Origin of the sequence: Streptomyces sp. XM4193, from assembly GCF_023072595.1 — a bacterium.
GTDB lineage: Bacteria > Actinomycetota > Actinomycetes > Streptomycetales > Streptomycetaceae > Streptomyces.
In genome coordinates, this window is sequence record NZ_JALLGK010000006.1 from 44,708 (window position 1) to 66,669 (window position 21,962).

18 protein-coding genes are annotated in these 21,962 nt (G+C 73.5%); 6 read left to right on the forward strand and 12 right to left on the reverse strand.

Annotated features, from left to right (window positions below; genetic code table 11):
* The first annotated feature begins 57 nt into the window (after window positions 1-57).
* Together dhaL and MTQ01_RS17040 are read left to right on the forward strand one after the other, a co-directional pair.
* Window positions 58-642, forward strand: a complete 585-nt coding sequence (dhaL, locus tag MTQ01_RS17035) for a dihydroxyacetone kinase subunit DhaL (protein WP_247491704.1) — start codon at window positions 58-60, stop codon at window positions 640-642.
* Window positions 635-1,045: a PTS-dependent dihydroxyacetone kinase phosphotransferase subunit DhaM gene (locus MTQ01_RS17040; protein ID WP_247491378.1), complete on the forward strand. Its 411-nt coding sequence runs from the start codon at window positions 635-637 to the stop codon at window positions 1,043-1,045. The genes dhaL and MTQ01_RS17040 overlap by 8 nt, the downstream gene beginning before the upstream one ends.
* A 206-nt stretch (window positions 1,046-1,251) precedes the next feature.
* Here the strand turns inward: MTQ01_RS17040 and MTQ01_RS17045 are convergent, their stop codons facing one another.
* The 5 genes from MTQ01_RS17045 to MTQ01_RS17065 form a co-directional block, all read right to left on the reverse strand.
* Window positions 1,252-2,106: a trypsin-like serine protease gene (locus MTQ01_RS17045; protein WP_247491379.1), complete on the reverse strand. Its 855-nt coding sequence runs from the start codon at window positions 2,104-2,106 to the stop codon at window positions 1,252-1,254.
* A 213-nt stretch (window positions 2,107-2,319) separates the two neighbouring features.
* Window positions 2,320-3,231, reverse strand: a complete 912-nt coding sequence (locus MTQ01_RS17050; protein ID WP_247491381.1) for a MerR family transcriptional regulator — start codon at window positions 3,229-3,231, stop codon at window positions 2,320-2,322.
* Window positions 3,232-3,401: 170 nt separating this feature from the next.
* Window positions 3,402-3,902 (reverse strand): NUDIX domain-containing protein, encoded by a 501-nt coding sequence (locus MTQ01_RS17055; RefSeq protein WP_247491383.1) that lies wholly within the window; start codon window positions 3,900-3,902, stop codon window positions 3,402-3,404.
* A 155-nt stretch (window positions 3,903-4,057) separates the two neighbouring features.
* Complete coding sequence (locus MTQ01_RS17060) at window positions 4,058-4,843, reverse strand: glutamate racemase (RefSeq protein WP_247491385.1); 786 nt, start codon at window positions 4,841-4,843, stop codon at window positions 4,058-4,060.
* Between the two features lie 208 nt (window positions 4,844-5,051).
* Entirely contained in the window at window positions 5,052-6,311 is a 1,260-nt protein-coding gene (locus MTQ01_RS17065) for a TerD family protein (RefSeq protein WP_247491706.1), read from the reverse strand.
* A 271-nt stretch (window positions 6,312-6,582) separates the two neighbouring features.
* Between MTQ01_RS17065 and MTQ01_RS17070 the strand changes: the two genes are divergently transcribed.
* Window positions 6,583-7,050, forward strand: a complete 468-nt coding sequence (locus tag MTQ01_RS17070) for a DUF6643 family protein (protein ID WP_247491386.1) — start codon at window positions 6,583-6,585, stop codon at window positions 7,048-7,050.
* A gap of 158 nt (window positions 7,051-7,208) precedes the next feature.
* The gene (locus MTQ01_RS17075; RefSeq protein WP_247491391.1) at window positions 7,209-7,400 is read left to right on the forward strand and encodes a hypothetical protein; all 192 of its coding nucleotides are present in this window, start codon (window positions 7,209-7,211) and stop codon (window positions 7,398-7,400) included.
* Between the two features lie 84 nt (window positions 7,401-7,484).
* On the opposite strand, the gene MTQ01_RS17080 is transcribed toward MTQ01_RS17075, so the two are convergent.
* The 6 genes from MTQ01_RS17080 to MTQ01_RS17105 all read right to left on the reverse strand — a co-directional run bounded on the left by MTQ01_RS17080 (window position 7,485) and on the right by MTQ01_RS17105 (window position 15,363).
* Window positions 7,485-7,934: a DUF779 domain-containing protein gene (locus MTQ01_RS17080; protein WP_247491393.1), complete on the reverse strand. Its 450-nt coding sequence runs from the start codon at window positions 7,932-7,934 to the stop codon at window positions 7,485-7,487.
* Between the two features lie 94 nt (window positions 7,935-8,028).
* Window positions 8,029-9,552 (reverse strand): aldehyde dehydrogenase family protein, encoded by a 1,524-nt coding sequence (locus tag MTQ01_RS17085; RefSeq protein WP_247491395.1) that lies wholly within the window; start codon window positions 9,550-9,552, stop codon window positions 8,029-8,031.
* Window positions 9,553-9,928: 376 nt separating this feature from the next.
* Window positions 9,929-11,182 (reverse strand): helix-turn-helix domain-containing protein, encoded by a 1,254-nt coding sequence (locus MTQ01_RS17090; protein WP_247491397.1) that lies wholly within the window; start codon window positions 11,180-11,182, stop codon window positions 9,929-9,931.
* A 204-nt stretch (window positions 11,183-11,386) separates the two neighbouring features.
* A complete protein-coding gene (locus MTQ01_RS17095) occupies window positions 11,387-11,821 on the reverse strand; it encodes a Crp/Fnr family transcriptional regulator (RefSeq protein ID WP_247491399.1) in 435 nt (144 codons plus the stop codon).
* A 459-nt stretch (window positions 11,822-12,280) separates the two neighbouring features.
* Window positions 12,281-13,672, reverse strand: coding sequence for a family 2B encapsulin nanocompartment shell protein (locus tag MTQ01_RS17100; protein ID WP_247491401.1), 1,392 nt, complete (start codon window positions 13,670-13,672; stop codon window positions 12,281-12,283).
* Between the two features lie 278 nt (window positions 13,673-13,950).
* Window positions 13,951-15,363: a family 2B encapsulin nanocompartment shell protein gene (locus tag MTQ01_RS17105; RefSeq protein WP_247491404.1), complete on the reverse strand. Its 1,413-nt coding sequence runs from the start codon at window positions 15,361-15,363 to the stop codon at window positions 13,951-13,953.
* A 541-nt stretch (window positions 15,364-15,904) separates the two neighbouring features.
* Between MTQ01_RS17105 and MTQ01_RS17110 the strand changes: the two genes are divergently transcribed.
* Together MTQ01_RS17110 and MTQ01_RS17115 are read left to right on the forward strand one after the other, a co-directional pair.
* Entirely contained in the window at window positions 15,905-16,507 is a 603-nt protein-coding gene (locus MTQ01_RS17110) for a hypothetical protein (protein ID WP_247491405.1), read from the forward strand.
* A gap of 366 nt (window positions 16,508-16,873) precedes the next feature.
* Window positions 16,874-19,303 carry a right-handed parallel beta-helix repeat-containing protein gene (locus MTQ01_RS17115; protein ID WP_247491407.1) on the forward strand — a complete coding sequence of 810 codons (2,430 nt, stop codon included), beginning with the start codon at window positions 16,874-16,876 and terminating at the stop codon, window positions 19,301-19,303.
* Here the strand turns inward: MTQ01_RS17115 and MTQ01_RS17120 are convergent.
* The gene (locus MTQ01_RS17120) at window positions 19,273-21,819 is read right to left on the reverse strand and encodes a hypothetical protein (RefSeq protein ID WP_247491409.1); all 2,547 of its coding nucleotides are present in this window, start codon (window positions 21,817-21,819) and stop codon (window positions 19,273-19,275) included. The genes MTQ01_RS17115 and MTQ01_RS17120 overlap by 31 nt on opposite strands.
* Window positions 21,820-21,962 lie beyond the last annotated feature (143 nt).

Here is a 21,962-nt window from a genome sequence, read left to right on the forward strand (position 1 = left end):
GGCGTGAGCGACCGGAACACAGAGGCGAAGTGGGACTCCAATCGGGCCCGGCACTGGATGGCGGCGGCGGCCCGTGCGATGACGGACAACGAGCAGCGGCTCACCGAGCTGGACTCACCGATCGGCGACGCCGACCACGGCGGCAACATGCGCAGAGGCTTCCAGGCGGTGACCTCGGCTCTCGACTCCGCCCAGGAGGAGGGCCAACTCACCGGCCCCGGAGCCGTGTTGACACTCGCGGGCCGCACGCTGATCTCAAAGGTCGGCGGCGCCTCGGGGCCCCTGTACGGGACGCTGCTGCGGCGCGTGGGCAAGACGCTGGGCGACGAGGCCGAGGTCGACCCCTCGGTGCTGGGCGAGGGTCTGCGCGCCGGCGTGGAGGGCGTGGTGAAGCTCGGCGGGGCTGCCGTGGGCGACAAGACGATGGTGGACGCCCTGCAACCCGCGGTCGACGCACTGGAGAGCGGGTTCGCGGCGGCCTCGCAGGCCGCGCTGCGCGGCGCCGAGGGCACGGTGCCGCTGCGCGCCCGCAAGGGCAGAGCGAGCTATCTGGGCGAGCGCAGCGTCGGCCACCAGGACCCCGGCGCGACCTCGGCGGCCCTGCTGCTCGGCGCACTGGCGGAGGTGGCGGGCGATGAGTGAGCGCGGTCGGGTCGGACTGGTGCTGGTCTCGCACAGCGCAGAGGTGGCCAAGTCGGTCGCCCGGCTGGCACAGGACCTCACGCCGGGAGGCGGCCACGCGCCGCTGGCCGCGGCGGGCGGCACCGACGACGGCGGGGTGGGCACCAGCTCGGAGCGGGTGGTGGCGGCTGCCGGCGAGGTCGACCGGGGTGCGGGCGTGGTCGTTCTGGTCGACCTGGGCAGCGCCGTGCTGACGGTGCGCAGTCTGCTGGCGGACGAGGACGAACTGCCGCCGCAGACCGTCGTCGCGGACGCTCCCTTCCTGGAGGGGGCCGTCTCCGCACTGGTCACCGCCTCGGCCGGGGGCGATGTCGAGGCGGTACGGGCCGCGGCCGAGGAGGCGTACGCGTACCGCAAGCTCTGAGCCGGCGCGGCCGTCCCGGCGACGGGAAGCCGGAGCCGCGTTCCCGGCGCGCCGGGACGCGACGCCCGGGGCCGGGACGGGGCTGGAGCGTACGGCGGGCCGCGAGCGTACGGCGGGGCGGCGGGCAGGGCCGGGAGGCCGGGCCCGCGGTGCGGGGGCCGGGCCGCGCACGCGGCGGGCGTGGCGGCCCGGCCCCAGACGAGGCGTCACCGGCCGACGGTCTCCTCGATCCACTCCAGCTCACCGTGGGTGGAACCGAAGATCGCGTGCTGTTCGCGGCTGCCGCGGGAGACGACGCCGACGACGGTCCAGGAGTCGCCCGCCTTCACCAGCAGAGGGCCGCCGGAGTCCCCGGACCGCGTCGTCTGCGGCCACTTCCCCTCGCCGGGCAGAGCCTCGACGCACAACTCCCGCGACAGGATGGGCTCGCCGCTCATCCCGGGGCAGCGGTCGTCCTCGATGACGTGCGTGTCCAGTTGGCGCAGCTTGATCGGCAGCGGCGGCCAGGGACCGGTCGGGTCCTCCGGAATCTCGTGGTTGCCCCAGCCGATGGTGCGCACCGCCTGCCCCGGCTCGGAGGCCGTGTCGGGCAGGGTCGCAAGTGCGGCGTCGACCGGGGCGTCGAGCTTGAGGAGCGCCATGTCCTGGCCGATCTCGCCGTCCTTGGGCGCCACCGCGATCCTGGTGCCGTGGCGGATCACGCCGCCCTTCGTACGGTCGTTGCTGCCCAGCCGCACCCGGATCTGCTCCGGATCGGTGAGCTCGTTCCCGGAGGCGTCGTCCCGGGCGAGCAGGCAGTGTTCGGCGGTGAGTATCCACTGCCGGTCCACGAGCGTTCCGCCGCAGAAGTGCTCGCCGCTCTCGCGTTCCTGGAGCGACGCCATGAACGAGTAGGTGGCGGTTGCCTCCTCTCCCCCGCTGATCGCCTGCGCGGGAGCGACACCGGCCACCAGGGCGGCCACCACGCCGGAGGCACACAGGGCGCGCCGGGAGAGCGGGGAACGCCCGCCGCCCGGACGTCCGAAACCGCTGCTGTTTCTGGTCTTCGCTGGGATCTTCATGCGCCGCAGTCCAGCACGCCCGACCTTGCAGCAAAGTAAGCGTTCCTCGGCGGCGGCGAGAAGTTCCGTACGGCCTCCTCGGCCCGGCACGGCCGTCCGACCGCCTCCGGCCCGGGGCGAGTCGGGCAACCGCGACGGGTCGGCCCGGGGCCGCTCCCTCGCCGGGGAGCTGCGCCCCCGTCCGGTCTGACGGGGCGTGCTCCCGGAGGCGGGCTACTCGCGGGTGAGGAGCTCCACGGACAGTTCCATGCAGCGCAGACGGGCCGGGGAGAAGTCGTAGGGCATCTTGCCCGTCGCCTCGAACACGCTCATGGTTCTCTGCTTGCGCTCGGAGTCCGGGTCGTCCTCGTCGGCGTTGACGGGGTGCAGTGCCTCCCAGTCGTCGAAGAGCGCCTCGTCGCTCGCCGCCAGGCCGGACTCCTCGATGACGGCGTTCAACTCCGCCTCGAAGGCGTGCCGTTCGGCAGCCACCCGGGCCACCAGGGGGTCGTCGACGGCGACCGTGTCGTCCAGCGCCTCCTCGGCGGCGTCGACGCGGTCGGAGCCCTCCCGCAGTTCCGGGTGCGTGGCCAGGGCGATGAAGCGGGTGGCCTGGACCGCGGCACCGAGCGGGCCGAAGATGCGCTCGGTGACCAGCAGGCTGTCCAGGTCCGCCTGGCGCAGGGAGCCCTCGGGCAGGTCCGTGAGACGGCGGGTGACGAAGTCGGAGAGCAGGCCCATCCGGCTGCCCTCGGTGCGCATGCGCTGCACGGCCGTGCGTTGCCGACGGAGTTCTGCCTCCTGGGCGAGCAGGGTCTCCTCCAGCCGTTCCAGGATGCCGGCGAGGCCGTCCTCGCCGGCGGGGTCGGCAGGTGCGGCGGGACCGGCCGGATCGGCGGCCGCGGTGTCGGCGAAGGCGCCGCGGATGTCGTCCAGGGCGATCCCGGCGTCGGCCATCCTGCGGATCCACAGCAGCCGGATCATGTCCTCGTAGCCGTAGCGGCGGCGGCCGTCGCCGCCGCGCTCCGGCTCCGGGAGCAGGCCGATCCCGTGGTAGTGCCGGATCGCCCGGGCGGTGGTGCCGACGAAGGCCGCCGCGTCACCGATCTTGACCCGGCGCGGCGAGTTGATGAGGGGCGAGGACATGAACAGGGGCCTTCCTGGGCGAGGGGGAAGCTGCTCCACCGGCCTGGGCGGGGTGGGAGCCGGATCCCACCGGAACACATGCCGCTGCGGAAGGTGCAACCCGAGCGGCTGCGGCCCGGCGTGCCCCACCCCGGCACACGGGCCGAACGACGGCCCCGGACGTCCTGCGGTCAGGCGTCCTGCGGTCGGGCGTCCTGCGGCGCGGCCGGGGCGAACCAGGTCGGATCGTCGCCGGCGGCCAGCTTGATGCGGGTCAGCCCGAACTCCTCCAGCGGCGGCAGCGCGTCCCGCGCGAACCAGCCCACCTCCAGGGACTCGTCGTCGTTCACCCGGGCCTCGCCGCCGACCGCACGGCAGCGCAGGGTCACGTCCATGAACTGGCAGACGTCGCCGTTGTCGTAGGTGACCGGGTCCCGCGTCTCCACCAGCACGATCCGCTCGGGCACGCAGTGCACCGCGGTCTCCTCGTACACCTCCCGCACCGCGGTCTCGGCGGGCTGCTCACCGGGGTCGGGGATGCCGCCGATCACCGCCCAGCGGCCGGTGTCCGAACGGCGGCCGAGCAGTACGCGGCCCTCGTCGTCGAAGACGATCGCCGTGACGCCGGGCAGGAACAGCAACCGCGTACCGATGCCGGCACGCAGCTCGCGGATGAAGTCGGGAGTCGCCATGCCCCGACCCTACGTCGCCGCGGGCAGCCGCCTGCCGATGTCCACAGGCCCCGTACGGGGCTCGTACGGGCTCGTGTGCGGTCCGGTCGGGCGCGTGCGCGGCTCGTGTGCGGGCGCGCGTGCGGGCCGGTCGGGGCGGCGCACACGCCACCGCGTCACACCACCGGGCTCGGGGCTGCGAGCAGCCGGCCCTCGGCGTAGACCTGCGCGGTCCCGCCCAGCCCTGCCGGGCGACCGCTGTGCAGCACGGTCACCGTGCCCACCGGGTGTGCCGGCGATTTGGGCAGCGCGCCCGCGCGCCGCAGGGCCTGCGCGGCGACCGCCCGTGCCGAGCCGTGGGTGTCGGGCGCAGGACGGCCGTCGAGCCGTACGGCGCCGCGGATCCGCTCGCCGACCAACTCGTAGTGGGTGCAGCCCAGTACGACCGCGTTCACACCTTCGGGGGTGAGTTCCGCGGCGGCCGAGACGGCCCGGTCGATCGCGCTCTCGTCGCCGTGCTCCACCGCCTCGGCGAGGCCGTGACAGGGAACGGCGGTGATGTCCGCGCCGCCGCCGAACTCCTCGATCAGCCGTCGCTGGTACGCGCTGCCGGTCGTGGCCGGGGTGGCCCACACCGCGACCCGGCCGCCGCCGGCCGCCGCGGGCTTGATCGCGGGCACCGTACCGATCACCGGGATGTCGGGCTCCAGCTGCGCGCGCAGGGCCGGCAGTGCGTGCACCGAGGCGGTGTTGCACGCGACGATCAGGGCGTCCGGTCCGTGCGCCGCGGCGGCTCGGGCGCACAGCAGCGCCCGTTCCCGGATCTCGGCCTCGGTCCTGGGGCCCCAGGGCGCCCCGTCGGGGTCGCTCGAGAGCACGAGATGGGCGTCGGGCCGCAGCCTGCGTACGGCGGCAGCGGCGGCCAGGAGCCCGACGCCGGAGTCGATGAGCGCGATTTTCACAACACAGAGCGTACGTCGGCGGTGTCCGGCACCGGCTTCCGCGCCACCGCTGCCGCGCCGTCCGCGCCGGGCGCGGCCCCGAACCCGCCCCGCGCCTGCCCCGCCCGGGGGCGTGCCGCGCCGCCACGCCCCCGGACGGGGTGCGGCGGCGCGGAATGTGCGCGGACCGGTCGCGGTCGAATTCGGGATCAGCCCCGGCGGGGCTGCCTCACTTGCGGCCGGGGGTCCAGTTCAGTCCCCACCCGTAGGCGTAGTCCAGGGTGCGCTGCGGGCTGACGCCGCGCTCGGGGACGAGGTAGCGGGCCTCGCGCTGGACGACGAGCTCGCCGCCCTGGTTGGTGAGCAGCGCGAGCGCACAGACGGTGGAGGGCACCGTGCACTCGTCGAGGAAGAACTCCACCGGGGCGCCGTGCTGCGGCTGGAGGGTGACGGTCGCGTTGAGGTTGGCGAAGGACCGGGCCCCCTCGTAGACGGTGACGAAGACGAGGATGCGCTTGAAGTCCTGGACGTGGTCGAGGTTGACGTCGAGGTTCTCGCCGCTGGAGACGGCGCCGGTGCGGTCGTCGCCGTCCAGGTGGATGTAGGGCGGGCGGTCCAGCGCACCGAAGGTGTTGCCGATGGCCTGGACGACACCCTTGCGGCCGTCGTTCAGCTCGAAGAGCGCACCGAGGTCGAGGTCGAGGTCGTTGTGCTGGGCGATGGCGCGACCGAGCTTCTGGCCCCAGCCCTTGAACTGCTTGCGGACCTCCCAGTTGAGGTTGACCCGCAGATTGCCGGAGGTGCCGCCCTGCTTGGTGAGGGAGACGACCGGCGCCTCCTTGGTGAGCGTGATCTTGCTCAGGCTCACCGGCGCCGCGGGCGGGGCGGGCGGCGGGGTGGGCTGGGCCTGCGGTGCGGGTGGCGCGGGCTGCACGGGTGTGGGCGCGGGGGCCGCAGGGGCGGGGGCGGGCTCCTCGACGGAGATCCCGAAGTCGGTGGCCAGGCCGCCGAGTCCGGTGGCGTAGCCCTGGCCGACTGCGCGGAACTTCCAGGCGCCCTGCCTGCGGTAGAGCTCGCCGAGGACGAACGCCGTCTCGTTGGAGGCGTCCTCGCTGTCGAAGCGGGCCAACTCCGCGCCGTTCGCGCTGTCGAGGACGCGCACGTGCAGGCCGGGCACCTGCCCGAAGGTGCCGCCGTCGGCGGAGGCGACGAGCACGACCTTCTCGATCCCGGCCTCGACCTGTCCGAACTCGACCGTCAGCGCATCGCTGACCGCGCCGCCCGCAGGTGACTTGCCGGCGTGGCGGACCGCGCCGGAGGGGTGCTGCGCCTGGTTGTAGAAGACGAAGTCCTCGTCCGAGCGCACCTTGCCGGAATCCTGCAGCAGCAGAGCGGAGGCGTCGACGTCGGGCACCCCGGCGCCGGTCTGCCAGCCGATCTCCACTCGCACCGCCGACGCCGCGACCGGGACGTTCATGCCTTTACTCATCGTCATGGTGATTCCCCTCAAAACGGCCAACCCTCATGGCGCCGCCCGCTTGTTCACTGCTCGCCGACCACCCAACCTATGCCACCGCCGCCCCTTGCCGGACGGCGGCGGTCGACCGCGCACGGACCCCGGCCACCATGTCGCGACGGCCAACTCCTGGGCGGTTTGCGTCACTTCGCGGCGGTTCGAAGATCGTTGCCACCGGAACGGCGGCAAATGACCCCCTTGCCACCCTCCTCAGAAAGCCTTTCTTCGGTTTAACTTGGGCAGCATGACCTCCCCCTCCTCCCGCGGCGGATACGGCGGCGGCTACTACTCCGCCCCATCCTTCGCCGACACGCCTATCTACGACAGCCTGGTGGCCGAGCGGGGCACCCCGCAGATCGCGCCCATCCGGGTTCCCGCCGCGTACGAGAGTGCGAGCAATCTGCCCGCGCTCCCGGCGCTCGCCTCGGGGCCGAGTCAGGCCTCGCTGGGGCATCAGCGCGGCTTCCCCCAGCCCGTGCAGCACGCGGCGCCGCTCCAGCAGGCGCCCGCGCCCTACATCCCGCAGCAGGCGTCGGTGGGCGCACAGCAGCAGTACGGGCAGCCGTACCAGCAGCCGGGCGGGTACCCGCAGCAGACCCGGATGCGTCCGGCGGCGCCCCGGCCCGCCGCTCCGCGCCCGATGAACGCGCAGCCCGCACCCACGCGTTACGAGGACCCGTACGGAAGGCCGCACCCCGGCCACGGCTACTGAGCCGCAGACCACCGCACGCGTCCTACGCACCGCAACCACTGGGCCCAGCACCACGGGGGTGGTCCAGCTCAGCCGTCAGGGGCGGCGGCGGGGAACGACATCCGTTCCTCCGCCGCCGCCCCGTCGCGTGGGTGTCGCGGTTCGCGCACACCGGATCGGTGGCGCACAGGCCCTCGCCCCCACCGGGCGGCCGGCACCCGGCGGGCGCACGGGAGTTCGGGGAGACGCGGGAGTTCGAGGAGACGCGCAATTTCGAGGAGGAGGCCGCGCCCCGCTCGCACGAGGGGCGCGGCCTCGGGGCCGCCGTACGCCTGCCCGCCGCCGTCGGCCGTCGGTCCGCCGGCCTGTAGGAGCCGGCGGCCCGTGCACCACGGGCAGGCATACGACGGGGTATCGGGATACCGGGTCGCCGTCAGTCGGTCGTCAGCCGGTCGTCAGTCGCTCCGGCGGTCCGCGGGCGGCGCGGCGCGGTCGGTCCGCGACGCCTCGTCCCGCTCGTCCGCCGTCCCGTCCTCCGCCTCCAGCGCCCGCAGTTCCTCGTCGGTGAGCAGCCGGGAGCGGATCAGGAACCGCACCCCTTCCGGCGCCTCCACCGAGAAGCCGCCGCCACGGCCCGGCACCACGTCCACCGTCAGGTGGGTGTGGCTCCAGTACGCGTACTGGCTCGCCGACATCCAGAACTGCACCGGTTCCGGCACTCCCGGCGCTGTCAGCTCGCCGAGGAGCACGTCCGAGGCCCCGGTGCGGAAGTCGCCGCGCGGATAGCACATCGGTGAGCTGCCGTCGCAGCAGCCACCGGACTGATGGAACATCAGCGGCCCGTGCAGAGCGGTGAGCCGCGCCAGCAACTCGCCCGCCGCACCGGTCAGTTCGACTCTGGACACCTGCGCTCCTCCTTTCCTCCGTGCGGACCCGCCGCCGCACGAGCCCGCCGCGGGCCGCGGGCCGCGGGCCGCGGCGAGCCGGCACACACGCGGCCTAGAAGAAGCCGAGCTTCTTCGGGGAGTAGCTGACCAGCAGGTTCTTGGTCTGCTGGTAGTGGTCGAGCATCATCCGGTGGTTCTCCCGCCCGATGCCGGACTGCTTGTAGCCGCCGAACGCGGCGTGTGCGGGGTAGGCGTGGTAGCAGTTGGTCCACACCCGGCCGGCCTGGATCGCCCGGCCCGCCCGGTAGGCGGTGCTGCCGTCCCTGGTCCACACTCCGGCGCCGAGCCCGTAGAGCGTGTCGTTGGCGATCTTCATGGCATCGGCGTAGTCGTCGAACCCGGTGACGGCGACGACCGGTCCGAAGATCTCCTCCTGGAAGACCCGCATGTGGTTGGCGCCCTCCAGGATGGTCGGGCGCACGTAGTAGCCGCCGGCCAACTCGCCGTCCAGCTCCGCCCGGGTGCCGCCGGTGAGCACCTTCGCGCCCTCCTGCGCGCCGATGTCGAGGTAGGCCAGGATCTTCTCCAGCTGGTCGTTGGACGCCTGGGCACCGATCATCGTCTCGGTGTCCAACGGGTTGCCCTGGACGATCTGTTCGGTCCTGGCGACAGCCGCGTCCAGGAAGTCCCGGTAGTGGCCGCGCTGGATCAGCGCCCGCGAGGGGCAGGTGCAGACCTCGCCCTGGTTCAGCGCGAACATCGTGAAGCCCTCGAGCGCCTTGTCGAGGAAGTCGTCCTGCTCGGCGGAGACGTCGTCGAAGAAGATGTTCGGGCTCTTGCCGCCGAGTTCGAGGGTGACGGGCTTCAGGTTCTCCGAGGCGTACTGCATGATCAGCCGGCCGGTGGTGGTCTCACCGGTGAAGGCGACCTTGGCGACCCGCGCGCTGGAGGCGAGCGGCTTGCCGGCCTCGGCACCGAAGCCGTTGACGATGTTGACCACACCGGGCGGGAGCAGATCGGCGATCAGGCTCATCCAGTAGTGGATCGAGGCGGGTGTCTGCTCGGCCGGCTTCAGCACGACGGCGTTGCCCGCCGCGAGTGCCGGGGCCAGCTTCCAGGTCGCCATCAGCAGCGGGAAGTTCCACGGGATGATCTGGGCGACCACGCCGAGCGGCTCGTGGAAGTGGTACGCCACGGTGTCGGGGTCGATCTCGGAGAGGGTGCCCTCCTGGGCCCGGATCGCGCCCGCGAAGTAGCGGAAGTGGTCGACGGCCAGGGGCAGATCGGCGGCCAGCGTCTCGCGCACCGGCTTGCCGTTCTCCCAGCTCTCCGCGACGGCCAGCCGCTCGAGGTTCTCCTCCATGCGGTCGGCGATCCGGTTGAGGACGAGGGCGCGTTCACCGGCCGAGGTGGCGGCCCACCCCGGAGCCGCCGCGTGCGCCGCGTCGATCGCGGCCTCGACGTCCGCCGCCGTGCCGCGGGCGATCTCGGTGAACGGCTGCCCGTTGACCGGGCTCGGGTTCTCGAAGTACTGGCCCCCCGCGGGCGGTGCGTAGGCCCCGCCGATCCAGTGGTCGTAGCGGGACTGGTAGCTCATGACGGCGTCGGCCGTCCCGGGCGCGGCGTAGCGGCTCATGGTCGCCCTCCTGGCTGGGGTCGCCGCCCCACCCACTGCGGTGCGGCGGCCTGGGCCCAGAGCGTAGGTGCGGGGAGGTTGCACGGACGTTGCGCCGTGCGGACACGGGGAGTTCGGCGCCGGACGGGGGTACGGGGGCACGCTCGCCGGGGAGCGCGGCAGGTGGTGCGGACCGGAGTGTGCGCCGGCGGTTGCGACGGCAGCGCGCCCCCCCGGGGGGGGCGGGTCGGCGGAGCCGAGGGGCGGGGGCGTTTCGGTTCCTGGCCGGAGCGGGGCGTTCCGGCCCTGCGGGGTGTGGTCCTGCGCGGTCCTGCGGTGCGGCCGAGCGGGGCGGGGGGGGCGAGCGGGGCGGGGCGGTCGGCTGGGGCGGCCGTGCTCAGTGGGACGCGTCCAGTCCGTAGTCGGTCCGCAGTGCGGCGACACGGGCGGTGAGCACGGCGTGCTCACGGGTGGGGACGAGCGCCAGCAGCGCCTCCCACGCCTCGAGGTCGTCCTCGCCCCAGCCGGTGGCGACCCAGTCGCGGAGCAGAGCGGGATCGCCGGCACCCAGCAGCGCCTGCCGGAGCCCTCCCAGGAGGCGGCGGCGCATCCCGACGATGCCGGGCGCCTCGGACTCGGGCAGCAGCGGCCCGCGGTAGGCGGCGAGCGCCGCGGCGGGGTCGGCGCGCAGGGCCTCGGCGACGAATCCGGCGTCGGTGTCGACGGGTTGGGTCAGCCGGTAGGGCCGCGAGGCGAGGAAGGCGCCGAGCAGCTGCCTCAGCCGTGAGAGCTCCGCGCGCAGGGTGACGGGGTTGACCTCGCGCTCGCCGTACAGCTCCCAGGCCAGTGCCTGGCCGCTCAGGCCGTCGGGATGGGCGGCGAGCAGCGTCACGATCTCGCTGTGCCGGCGGCCCAGCCGCACGCTGCCGCCGCCTCGGTGGAGCACGGCCTCGTCGCGGCCGAGCACCTGCAGTCGGGCACGGTCGGGCAGGGTGCCGAGCGCCGCCAGCTGCGCTTCGGCCGCCCTGGCGGTCGCCTGGACCAGGGCCAGGCTCTGCGGGGCGGCGAGGTGGTCGCCACCGGTGATGTCCAGTACGCCGATGATCCGCCGGGTGCGCGGGTCGTGGACGGGGGCCGCCGCGCAGGTCCACTGCTGCACCGGGAGGCAGTAGTGCTCGGCGCCGAATATCTGCACCGCGTGGTCGACGGCCAGCGCGGTGCCGGGCGCGTTGGTGCCGACCCGGGCCTCCGCCCACCGGGACCCCGGAACGAAGTTCATGCGCTCCGCGCGCCGTCGGACCTGGGGGTGGCCCTCGACCCAGAGCATCCGTCCGTACTCGTCGCAGACCGAGAGCAGATGCTCGCCGTCCTGGGCGACGCCGCCCAGCAACTCCCGTACCAGCGGCATGACCTGGGCGAGCGGGTGCTGGGCGCGGTGCGCAGCGAGGTCGGCGTCGGACATGTCGACCTCGGCGACCTCGCCGGGGCCGACCCTGGCCCCGGCGCAGCGCCGCCAGGACTCGGCGACCACCGGGCGCACCCCGGGCCGCACGGTGCCGTCGCTCAGGAAGTCGGCGTGCGCGCGACGCACGGCGACGGCCCGCTCCTGCGGGTCCGCGCCGGCTGCCAGCGCCAGCCAGGGGTTCAGCACGTGCACATCGTGCGCCAGCGCGGGCGGGTGGGCAATGGGACCGTGTGTACGAACTGCGGGCGGAGCGGGGCCGCTGAGCCCGCGCCACTCCGGTTGGCGCTGGTCCCGCGGCGGGCCGGGCCGGCGGAACGGGCTCATCGCAGGCCCTCCGCGACCCGGCGGGGCGCCGGCGGAACCGGGAGGGGAGGCACGGCGGGCCGCCCCTCAGCCGTACAGATCGATCAGCCGGCTGCGGGAGCGCTGGAGGCGGTGCGAGACGATCTCGCCGACGGCCAGCGCGAGCGCGTACCCCAGCTCGTGGTCCCGCTCGCACAGCGCCCGCACCTCGGCGGCGTCGAACTCCAGGGCGCGCACCGGACTGCCCGCCTCGCCGCTCAGATGCCAGGCGAAGGGCGGGAAGAACCAGGACCAGCCGAGCAGTTCACCGTGGCTGATGTTCTCCACGACCTGGGCGCTGCGGCCCGGCACCCGCTGCTCCAGCGTCACGGACCCGGTGTGGACGATCCAGAAACGGTCGGCCCTGTCGCCCTCCTCGAAGATGCGCTCTCCCGAGGAGAAGGCCACCTCCCGGCCGAGCTGTCGCAGCCGCGCCGCGTGCTCGGGGCTGAGCGTGCCGAGCAGTCCTGTTCTGGTCCGCATGGCGCCTCCTCTCGCCGGGCTCTGCGTCCCCGGCACGGGGAGCCGCGGGCCCGGCCCCCGGCGCGGACTGCCGACGGGGTCGGGCGGTCACCACGGCCGCCCCTCCCCCAGTGTCACACCGACACCGTGGCGGGGACAGCCGTGGCGGAACGCCGCGGACGGGCCGCCGGTGCGGGCCGGGCACGCCGCGGGTGCGCACCGGACCGGCAACGGCAAGGACCGGTGCGCACCGCCGCGGGAGGCAGGTACGGGGACGGCCGCGGGAGGCGGGTGCGGGGACAGCCGCGGGAGGCGGGTGCGGAGACGGCGGCGGGAGGCGGGTGCGAGGACGGCTACGGGAGGCGGGTGCGGAGACGGCGGCGGGAGACGGGTGCGCGCGGTGGCAGCCGGCGCGGTGTCTTCGCGCCGGCTGCCACCGGAACCCGGTACCGCGCCCAGTGCTGCGGTCCGTGTCGAGTGCTAGATCTCCACGTCCTCCAGGATGCCGAGGGCGTCCGGGACCAGTACGGCGGCCGAGAAGTAGACGCTGACCAGGTAGGACATCACCGCCTTGTCGTTGATGCCCATGAAGCGGGCGTTCAGGCTCGGCTCGATCTCGTCCGGGATGCCGGTCTGGTGCAGGCCGACGACACCCTGGTTCTCCTGGCCCAGGCGCATCGCGAGCACCGAGCTGGTGTGGTTCTTGCTGATCGGGATCTTGTTGCAGGGCAGCAGCGGGATGCCGCGCCAGGTGCGGACCGCGGAGCCGTCGACCTCGGCGTGGCCGGGGTAGATCCCCCGGCTGCTGCACTCCCGGCCGATCGCGGCGATGGTGCGCGGGTGCGCCAGCAGGAACTGGGTCTTGCGCCGACGGGTGATCAGATCGTCGAGGTCGTCGGGGGTCGGCGGGCCGGTGCGGGTGTGCAGACGCTGCCCGAGATCGGCGTTGTGCAGCAGACCGAACTGCCGGTTGTTCACCAGCTCGTGCTCCTGCCGCTCCCTCAACGCCTGGACGGTCAGGCGCAGTTGCTCCTCCACCTGGTTCATCGGCTCGTTGTACAGATCCGCGACCCGCGAATGCACCCGCAGCACCGTCTGCGCCACCGACAACTCGTACTCCCGCGGCGACACGTCGTAATCCACGAACGTGCCCGGCAACTCCAGCTCGCCCTCATGGCCGGAGGCGAGCTCGATGTCCGCCTCGCCGCGCTTGTTCTGCCGGGGCATCAGCCGGCTCAGCAGGCCCTCCAGATGCGCCCGCAGGGGCGCGGACTGCTCGGCGACCGCCCTGAACTCGGTGACCGGCAGAGCCAGTACGGTGCAGCGGGTGAGCGAGCGCAACGAGCAGTCCCAGCGGCCCTCGCGATCGGTCAGCGCCTGATCGCCGGCCCAGTCGCCGTCCGCGAGCACCCCGAGGTTGGTCTCGCCGTCGTACTCGCCGGCACCGACCTTGTTGATCTTTCCGTGGGCGATCAGCAGCACCTCCTCGACCGGACTGCCGCCGTCCACGATGCGCTCCCCGGCGGCGTACTCGCGCTGCACACAGCGTGCGGCCAGCGCCTGGAGCTCGTCGGTGCCCTCGAATCCGTGGAGCGCGGGCAGTTCGGTCAACTCGGCCGGAATCACGCGGACTTCGGCGCCGGTGCTGATGAACTCCACGCGTCCGTTGCCGAGGGTGTGGGTGAGCCGCCGGTTCACCCGGTAGGTGCCGCCCGATACCTCCACCCAGGGCAGGATCCGCAGCAGCCACCGAGTGGAGATGCCCTGCATCTGCGGCGGGGTCTTGGTGGTCGTGGCGAGGGTGCGTGCCGCGGCGGTGTTCAGGCTGCTGCCGGGAGCGGTGTTCTGGTCGGTCAACGGCGTGCTGGTCATACGGTGTGGGGCCTTCCGATACGTGTGTGTCGCGCGCGGGACTCGTGGCCGCGCGCCGCCGCGGGGACGCGGCAGGGTTCAACTGGCGGCGGGACGCGGGGCGCTGCCCCTGAGCGGCGTCGGCGGATTCGCCGGAAACCGCACGGCCGGAGACCGGGAGGCCCGGCGGCGGCCGGTGAAGCCGCGGGCGCCGCCCGGCAGTCCCGGGCCGCGGGGGAACTCCGGGCCGGGCGCGAATAGCCGTTCGACACGGTTTCGGCACCCGACCCGACGCGGTCTCAGTGACCGACTTCGACGTCCTCCAGAATTCCCAGCGCGTCCGGGACGAGAACCGCCGCGGAGTAGTAGGCGCTCACCAGATAACTGATGATGGCCTTCTCGTTGATTCCCATGAAACGCACCGAAAGGCTCGGCTGGTATTCGTCGGGAATTCCGGTGCGGTGGAGTCCGACCACTCCCTGGTTCTTCTCACCGGTGCGCATCGCCATCATCGAGGTGGCACCGGCGGAGGTCACCGGAATCTTGTTGCACGGCAGGATCGGCACACCGCGCCAGGCGGCCGCGCGGTGGCCGTCGAGGTCGACGGAGTCGGGGTAGAGCCCCCGGCTGCTGCACTCCCGGCCGAAGGCGGCGATCGCCTTGGGGTGGGCCAGGATGACGCTCGGCTCCTTCCACACGGTGGCCAGCAGCTCGTCGAGGTCGTCGGGGGTGGGCGGGCCGGTGCGGGTGTGCAGACGCTGCCCGAGATCGGCGTTGTGCAGCAGACCGAACTGCCGGTTGTTCACCAGCTCGTGCTCCTGCCGCTCCCTCAACGCCTCGATGGTCAGGCGCAGTTGCTCCTCGACCTGGTTCATCGGCTCGTTGTACAGATCCGCGACCCGCGAATGCACCCGCAGCACCGTCTGCGCCACCGACAACTCGTACTCCCGCGGCGACACGTCGTAATCCACGAACGTGCCCGGCAGCTCCAACTCGCCCTCGTGGCCGGCGGAGAGCTCGATCTCGCGCTCCCCGCTGGCGTTGCGGGCCTTCGGGATGGCGCTGCGGAAGGCCGCGAGGTGCGCGCGCAGGCTGTCCGCGCGGTCCAGCACCTCGGTCAGCTGCGCCGCTCGGAGTGTCAGCACGGTGCCGCTGGTGGCGGCGCGCACGGTGTAGTCCCAGGTGCCGGGGTCCTCCTCGGTCAGACCCGCCTCGCCGAGGTAGTCGCCGTCGGCCAGCACTCCGAGCACCGACTCGCCGTCGTAGAAGCCGGCGGTCGTCTTGGTGAGCTTTCCGTGGGCGACCAGCACGAGCCCGTCGACCGGCCGCCCGGACTCGACGATCACCTCGCCGGGACCGAAGTCCCGCTGCTCGAAGCGGGAGGCGAGTTCCGCGAGCACCGCCTCGTCCCGATAGCCCTTCAGCGCCGGGATCTCGCCGAGCTCGGCGGGGATCACGCGCACCTCGGCACCGGTGGTGGTGAATTCGATCCGACCGTCGCCGAGAGTGTGGCTCAGCCTGCGGTTGACCCGGAACGTACCGCCCGAGACCTGCACCCAGGGCAGGACTTTCAGCAGCCAGCGGGAGGAGATCCCCTGCATTTGCGGGGGTGTTTTGGTGGTGGTCGCCAGCTGTCTGGCAGCCGACGTCGCCAGACTGAGTCGCGGGTGACTCGTATCTCCCGCAGAGGTCGTTTCGACCGGAGCCGTCACGCAGGACACCGCCAATCTTTGTCAGGCACCGAGCAGTTGCCCGGGATGCGCGTTGAAAGTAACGAGGTAATTCCGTCCCGTGCAATCACTCGAAAGAGAGGCCGGACGCAAGAATGTGGATTGCGGCGCCGGGGTACCCCCGCCTCTTCACGCCGACTTCCCCACGGACCGTGATAATCACCCCGCCGTCGTCACGTTCAGCTACGCGAAGGGGTGTTGACGGATCACGGGAGGCGGCGAAATCACCCTCGTCGTACAGAGGTGCGCGCCCCGGCGCGCGAGCATTCGTCCACAACCGGACAGACATCGCACGGGACAACTCGCCCCCGGCCCGCTACCGTTCACGTTGTTGCACCGGATACGGGTCAGGTCGTGGCTCGTACGGGCACGAAGCGCGGACACGCCCCGGGCACTGACAGCCCGCACCGGGACGGCACCGGGCGGACGTGCCCGCCGCCGACCGGCGGATGCGCCCGAAGCGGAGCGACAAGAGGAACGAGCGAAACAGCGAAACACGAGGGACAAGAGGAAAGAGGAGCAGGTGTTCCGGGCGATCGTCGGTCTGTGGCGTTGGCGCCGTAGCGCACTGTGCCGTCGTACCGACCGCGCCGAGGGATGGCTCGCGCTGGGAGCGCTGCTCCTGGTGCTGGTGGCCTGCCCGCTGGTGGCCGCCGCCGCCGGCGAGATCGCGCACCGCAAGCTCTCCGAGACCGTTCGCTCCCAGCAGCTCGCCCACCAGCAGGTCTGGGCCACCGTCGAGAAGGTGCTTCCTCGCCGCCCGGCCGGCGAGGAGTCCGAGGAGCTCTCCCACCAGCAGCAGGTGATGGCCAGTTGGCGCGCCCCCAGCGGCGCGCAGCGCTCGGCGCAGGTGACCGTGCAGCGCGAGGTCGTCACCGGTGACCGCTTCCGGATCTGGGTGGACATGGCGGGCGCCCTGACCACCCGGCCGATGAGCGCCGCCACTGCCAGTTCGCACGCCGCGCTGGCGGGAGTGGTGGTGGGCGTCGTGGCCGCGCTGGCCGTGGAGTTGGCCCGCCGGCAGGCGCTGCGGCTGCTGCTGCGTCGGCGCCTGGAGGAGTGGGAGCGGCAGTGGGCCAAGGTCGGCCCGGACTGGGGCCGCTCCTGGCCCGCCGCCTCCAGCTGACCCGCCCCGGCCGCGCCGCACTCCCAACTCCCCCTCGCCCGGGGGACTTTGCACCCGCCACCGCCCCAATCGGGCCCGGCTCGCCGCAGCACTTCCACATCGGTCATCCGCCCGCCCCGGTACGCGCTACGGTGGTGCGGCCGGCAGGCGTCGCCACCCACGGCGCCCCGTGAGACCGCGCCGACCAGGCTCGACGTCCACTGCCTCGGCCCGCCCGCGGCTCGCACGGACAGACCGGCACAGACGCAAGCACGTACAGACCCGTACAGAGCACACACGGAAACACACAGGCGCGTACGGCGGCGGCGCACGGCAGGTGCCGCGGCACGCGCTCGGTTCTCGCAGGAAGTTGGGGCACAGCGGTCCATGGCTCAGGGCTCGGTCCAGGTGACGCATACAGGTACGTCGCGGTGGCGGCGCCGGACAGGCGACTACCCCACGCTCGGGGCCGCGCTGGAGGCCGCGTCCGAGGGGGATGTGCTGACCCTCGCGCCGGGCACCTACCGGGAGAACGTGGTCGTGGAGACCGCCGTCACCCTCCGCGGCCCCGAGCGCTCCGGCGCCGGTTCGGTGCGCATCGCCCCGGACAACGGTGTGCCGCTGACCGTGCGCGCGGGAGCCCGGATCGCCGACCTCCAAATCGAGGGGCAGGACGCGGCCGCCCCCGCGGTGCTGGTCGAGGACTGCGCCGCCGAGCTCGCCGGGCTGCGGGTGGTCACCCGCTCCGCGGCCGGGGTGGAGGTGCGGGCGGGCGCCCGACCGGTGATACGCGGCTGCACGATCGACAATCCGGGCGGGCTCGGCATCAGCGTCTCGGGCGCCGCGGCCGGTCTCTTCCAGGAGTGCGAGGTGGTGGCCGCGGGCCAGTCCGGCGTCGCGGCGAGCGCGGGTGCCACTCCGAGGCTCGAACGCTGCCGCATCCACCACACCTCCGGCAGCGGGATCTCGCTGACCGGCGCGGAGACCTCGCTGGAGGCGCACGGCTGCGAGATCTACGAGATCAAGGGTTCCGGGGTGAGCGCGACGGCGCGCGCCCAGGGGCAGTTGACCGAGTGCCAGATCCACCGGACCACGGGCGACGGACTGACCCTGGACGCCGACGCGGTGCTCACCCTCACCGACTGCGAGCTGCACGACGTGCCGGAGAACGCGGTCGACCTGCGTTCCAGGGCCATCCTCACGCTGACCAGGACCGCGGTGCGCCGCTTCGGACGCAACGGCCTCTCGGTCTGGGACCCGGGCACCCGGGTCGACGCGCACCACTGCGAGATACAGGACTCCACCGGCGACTATCCGGCGATCTGGATCAGCGACGGCGCCTCCGCCGTGCTGGACAGCTGCCGGGTGCGCGAGGTGCCCGACGCGCTGTTCGTGCTCGACCGGGGCTCCAGGGCCGACGTCGTGGACAGCGATCTGAGCCAGATCCGCGGTACGGCGGTGTCGGTCAGCGACGGCGCGGCCGTCCAGCTCGACGACTGCCGCATCCGGGAGGCCGGCACCGGCGCGTGGTTCCGCGACCACGGCAGCGGCGGCGTACTGGCCGGCTGCGTCGTGGACGCGGTGGCCACCGGCATCATCGTCACCAAGGGCGCGGACCCCGCGGTGGAGCGGTGCACGATCACCGGCGCCGAGGAGGCGGGCGTCTACGTCTCGGCCGAGGGCCGCGGCACCTTCGAGGGCACCCGGGTGACGGGCGCCCGCGGCTTCGGCTTCCACGTCATCGACGGCTGCCGCACGGTCCTGCGGCGCTGCCGCACCGAACGCTGCGGTCGGGGCGGGTTCGAGTTCGCCGAGCCGGGGCCGATCGTGGAGGACTGCGACAGCGACGAGTCGGCGGCCGTCACCGAGCCGCTCGCCGCCGCGCCGGCGCCCGCGGTCAGCACCGCGGGACTGCTCACCGCGACGGCGGCGCTGCCTGCCGCCCGGCCCGCCTCGCCGCCCGCCGCCGCGCCCGCCGGGGAGGCACGCCCGGAGCCGCAGGAGGCCAGGCCGGCCGCCGAGGTGCTGGGCCAGCTCGACGCCCTCGTCGGCCTGGAGAGCGTCAAGCGGGAGGTGCGGGCGCTCACCGCGATGATCGAGGTCGGTCGGCGGCGCCAGCGCGCGGGCCTCAAGGCGGCCTCGGCCCGGCGCCATCTGGTCTTCACCGGTTCCCCCGGCACCGGCAAGACGACCGTGGGACGGCTCTACGGGGAGATCCTGCACAGCCTCGGCGTGCTGGAGCACGGCCATCTCGTCGAGGTGTCCCGGGTGGACCTGGTCGGCGAGCACATCGGCTCGACCGCCCTGCGCACCCAGGCCGCCTTCGACAAGGCACGCGGCGGTGTGCTCTTCATCGACGAGGCGTACGCGCTCTCCCCCGAGGACTCCGGCCGCGACTTCGGTCGGGAGGCCATCGACACCCTGGTGAAGCTGATGGAGGACCATCGCGACGAGGTGGTCGTCATCGCCGCCGGCTACACCGAGGAGATGGAGCGCTTCCTGGCGGTCAACCCCGGTGTGGCCTCCCGCTTCTCACGGACCATCACCTTCGGCGACTACGCGGCCGAGGACCTGCTGCGGATCGTCGAGCAGCAGGCCGAGGAGCACGAGTACCACCTCGCCGACGGCACCGAGGAGGCCGTGCTCAAGCACTTCGCGACGATGGAACGCGGCCCCTCCTTCGGCAACGGCCGCACCGCGCGCCAGACCTTCGAGGCGATGGTCGAGCGGCACGCGGGCCGGGTCGCGCAGGTGGAGGACCCGAGCACCGACGATCTGACGCTGCTCTACTCCGAGGATCTGCCCGCCCTGCCCTGACCGGGGATCCGGTCCGTGTCGACCGCGGTCGCCGTACCGCCGTCCCCGCTCTTCGCCGTACCGCCGCCCTTCACCGGGCCGCCGGCGCCTGCGGGCCCGCCCGCGTCCGCAGTGCGAGCGTCACCCGGTCCGCCGTCCGTCGCCGGGCTCTTCGGCCCCGGCTCCCCGACGTGCTCGTGGGGCCGGGCGACGCTCGCCAGCAGCCGGTCGCGCTCCTCGTCGAAGGCCGGGTCGGCGTGGTAGTCGGCGTGGCCGAGGATCGGCGAGGGCAGCGGGTGGCGCAGGGTGCGCCCGTAGGTCAACGGGTCCTTCAGCGGGCCGCGGTCCACTTCTCCGGTGTACGTGGTCGGCGGTGACTCGGTTTCGACGCGCGGCCCGTCGGCGTAGACCTTCACCGGGCCGCCGATCGGATCGGTCAGCCGCCACAGGTTCCGCCAGCCCTCCACCTCGCGGTGCAGCGCGTGCAGAGCCGTCGGTCCGAAGCTCTGCGGGAACCAGCGGCCGTACAGCCGCTCCAGCGGCGAGCCGTGGGTGAGCAGCGCGACCCTGCTGCGGGTTGCCGGGTCCAGCTGCCACACCGCGGCGGCGGCGAGCACGCTGCCCTGCGAGTGACCGGACAGCACGAGCCGGCCGCCGGTCAGCTCGGTCCAGGTGCCGATCCGCCAGCTGAGGTCGGGGACCGCGCGCTCGGCGTAGCACGGCGGTGCGAAGGGATGGGCGCCGCGGGGCCAGAAGGTGCCCACGTCCCAGAGGATGCCGACGGTGCGCCGCGCGCCCGGATCCCGGTACGCCTGGCGGCCCATGGCGACCAGGAGTATCACCAGCGCGCCCATCAGCCAGGAGCCGACGCCCTCGGCGAGCGCACCGAGCGCGGGCAGCGGAGCGGGGGCGCCGACCGCTGCCTGGCCGGGCGACTCGCCACTGATCAGGGCTCCGGCGACCGCACCCGCACCGAGGACGAGCGACAGGACGGTGATGGCGCCGATGAGCACCGGGGTGGAGTCGGTCAGCCCGGCGCGGGAGATGGTGCCCGCGATCTGCCCGCTGCGGGTGGGGAGTTCGGTGGTCTCGCCGGGGTAGCCGTCGACGATTCCGGGCGTCAGACGCTTGCGCAGCCGCATCACCCGTACCGCGGAGACCAGCAGGAACACCACGGCGGACAGCAGCACCAGCGGGATGACGGCGGCCTGCCAGACGAGCACCACGGGCGGCCCGGCGATCAGCTCGGAGTCGCCGACGGTCGAGCCGGTGGCCAGCCACTCCGAGATCCGCTGCGCCAGCCCACCGGTGAGCACCTGGCCGATGCCGCAGCCGATCAGCGCGACACCGACGCCGCCCAGGCCCCCCATCGCGCTGCGGTCGGCCGGGCGGGCCGCCCGGTTGAGCACGAGCGCGGTGACGGCGAGCGCGGTGAGCAGGGCGCCCTGGAGCAGTGCGAGGGAGGAGAAGACGCCGGTGCCCGGCAGCGCGCCGGCGGACTCCCACCCCGGCCGGTCCCAGGCGGCGTGCGCCACGATCAGGGCGAGCAGCGCGAGCGCCGAGCAGGGCAGCAGCCGGGTGACCGCCGGGTCGAGGTGCTCGTCGGCTTCGCGCTCGGTGCGCCCGCGCCGCACCACCGCCAGTACCGCGGCGCACCACAGGCCGGCGCACAGCACGAGCAGCAGTTGGCCGATCACGGCCCGGGCGCCGCCGGCCTCGGCGTCGTAGTGCCGGGTGGCCAGGGACAGCGCGGTGGCGATGGTCAGCAGGCCGGCGGTGGTGTGCGCCGCACGCAGCCGGGAGACGAGCCGGCGGCCGTACCAGAAGCCGGGGAGGCTCAACGGCGGGGGCTCCTCGCCCGGTTCGGTGTGCACGGTGCCCGGACGGCGCGGTGGTGGCGAGGCCGACTCGTAGGCGCTCCAGGTGCGGTGCGAGAGCCACCACAGCAGCAGCGTGACGAGCAGCGGGAGCAGAGCCGCCAGCGCCAGCCTGCGGCCGGGCACGCTCCACCAGCCCTCGCCGGAGACGGCCATGAAGGAGAGCCAGGAGGACCCCTCGGCGCAGGCCGCCGAGCCTGCGCACTGCCAGGCGACGAGGTCGAGCGCCAGCTCGCAGACGGCGGCGGTGAGCAGCACGGTCAGGCTGAGCGCGAGGAGTCTGGCGATCGCGGAGTAGAGGCGCTGCGCGGGGTGCCGCAGCGGGGCGGCCGGCCGCATCCAGTACGCGAGATTCGCGATCATGAACGGCAGCAGCACGAGCCACAGGGCCCGCGCGCCGTTGCCGGAGGTCAGGCCGGACCAGCAGTACGCCTCGCGGATCGGCCCGTCGCGGTAGTCCTCGGGACGCTCCTCGGCGTCCTCGTCGTCCGCCCTGCGGTGGATGCCCGCGGTGGCGTCCCCGGTGACCAGAACGGTGCGCGGATCGTCCAGCACGTCCTGGGGGGTGGCCCCGCCGACCCCGTGCACCATGAGCTCCAGCGCGGGGGCGGTCTGCTGCTTGTCCATGGTCTCCCCGTGTGTCGCTCCCGGTGGGGACATGCGTCAACCCTCCCCCGCATCATGGCAGTTGGCGACGGCCGGGCAACAGGAGGCGTCCCGGCGCGTTGCGGCCCGCGCGAGTTCGAACGGGCCCAACCTCCGCGCTCCGGAACGGACTTGACGGGGCATCGACGGCACGGCCG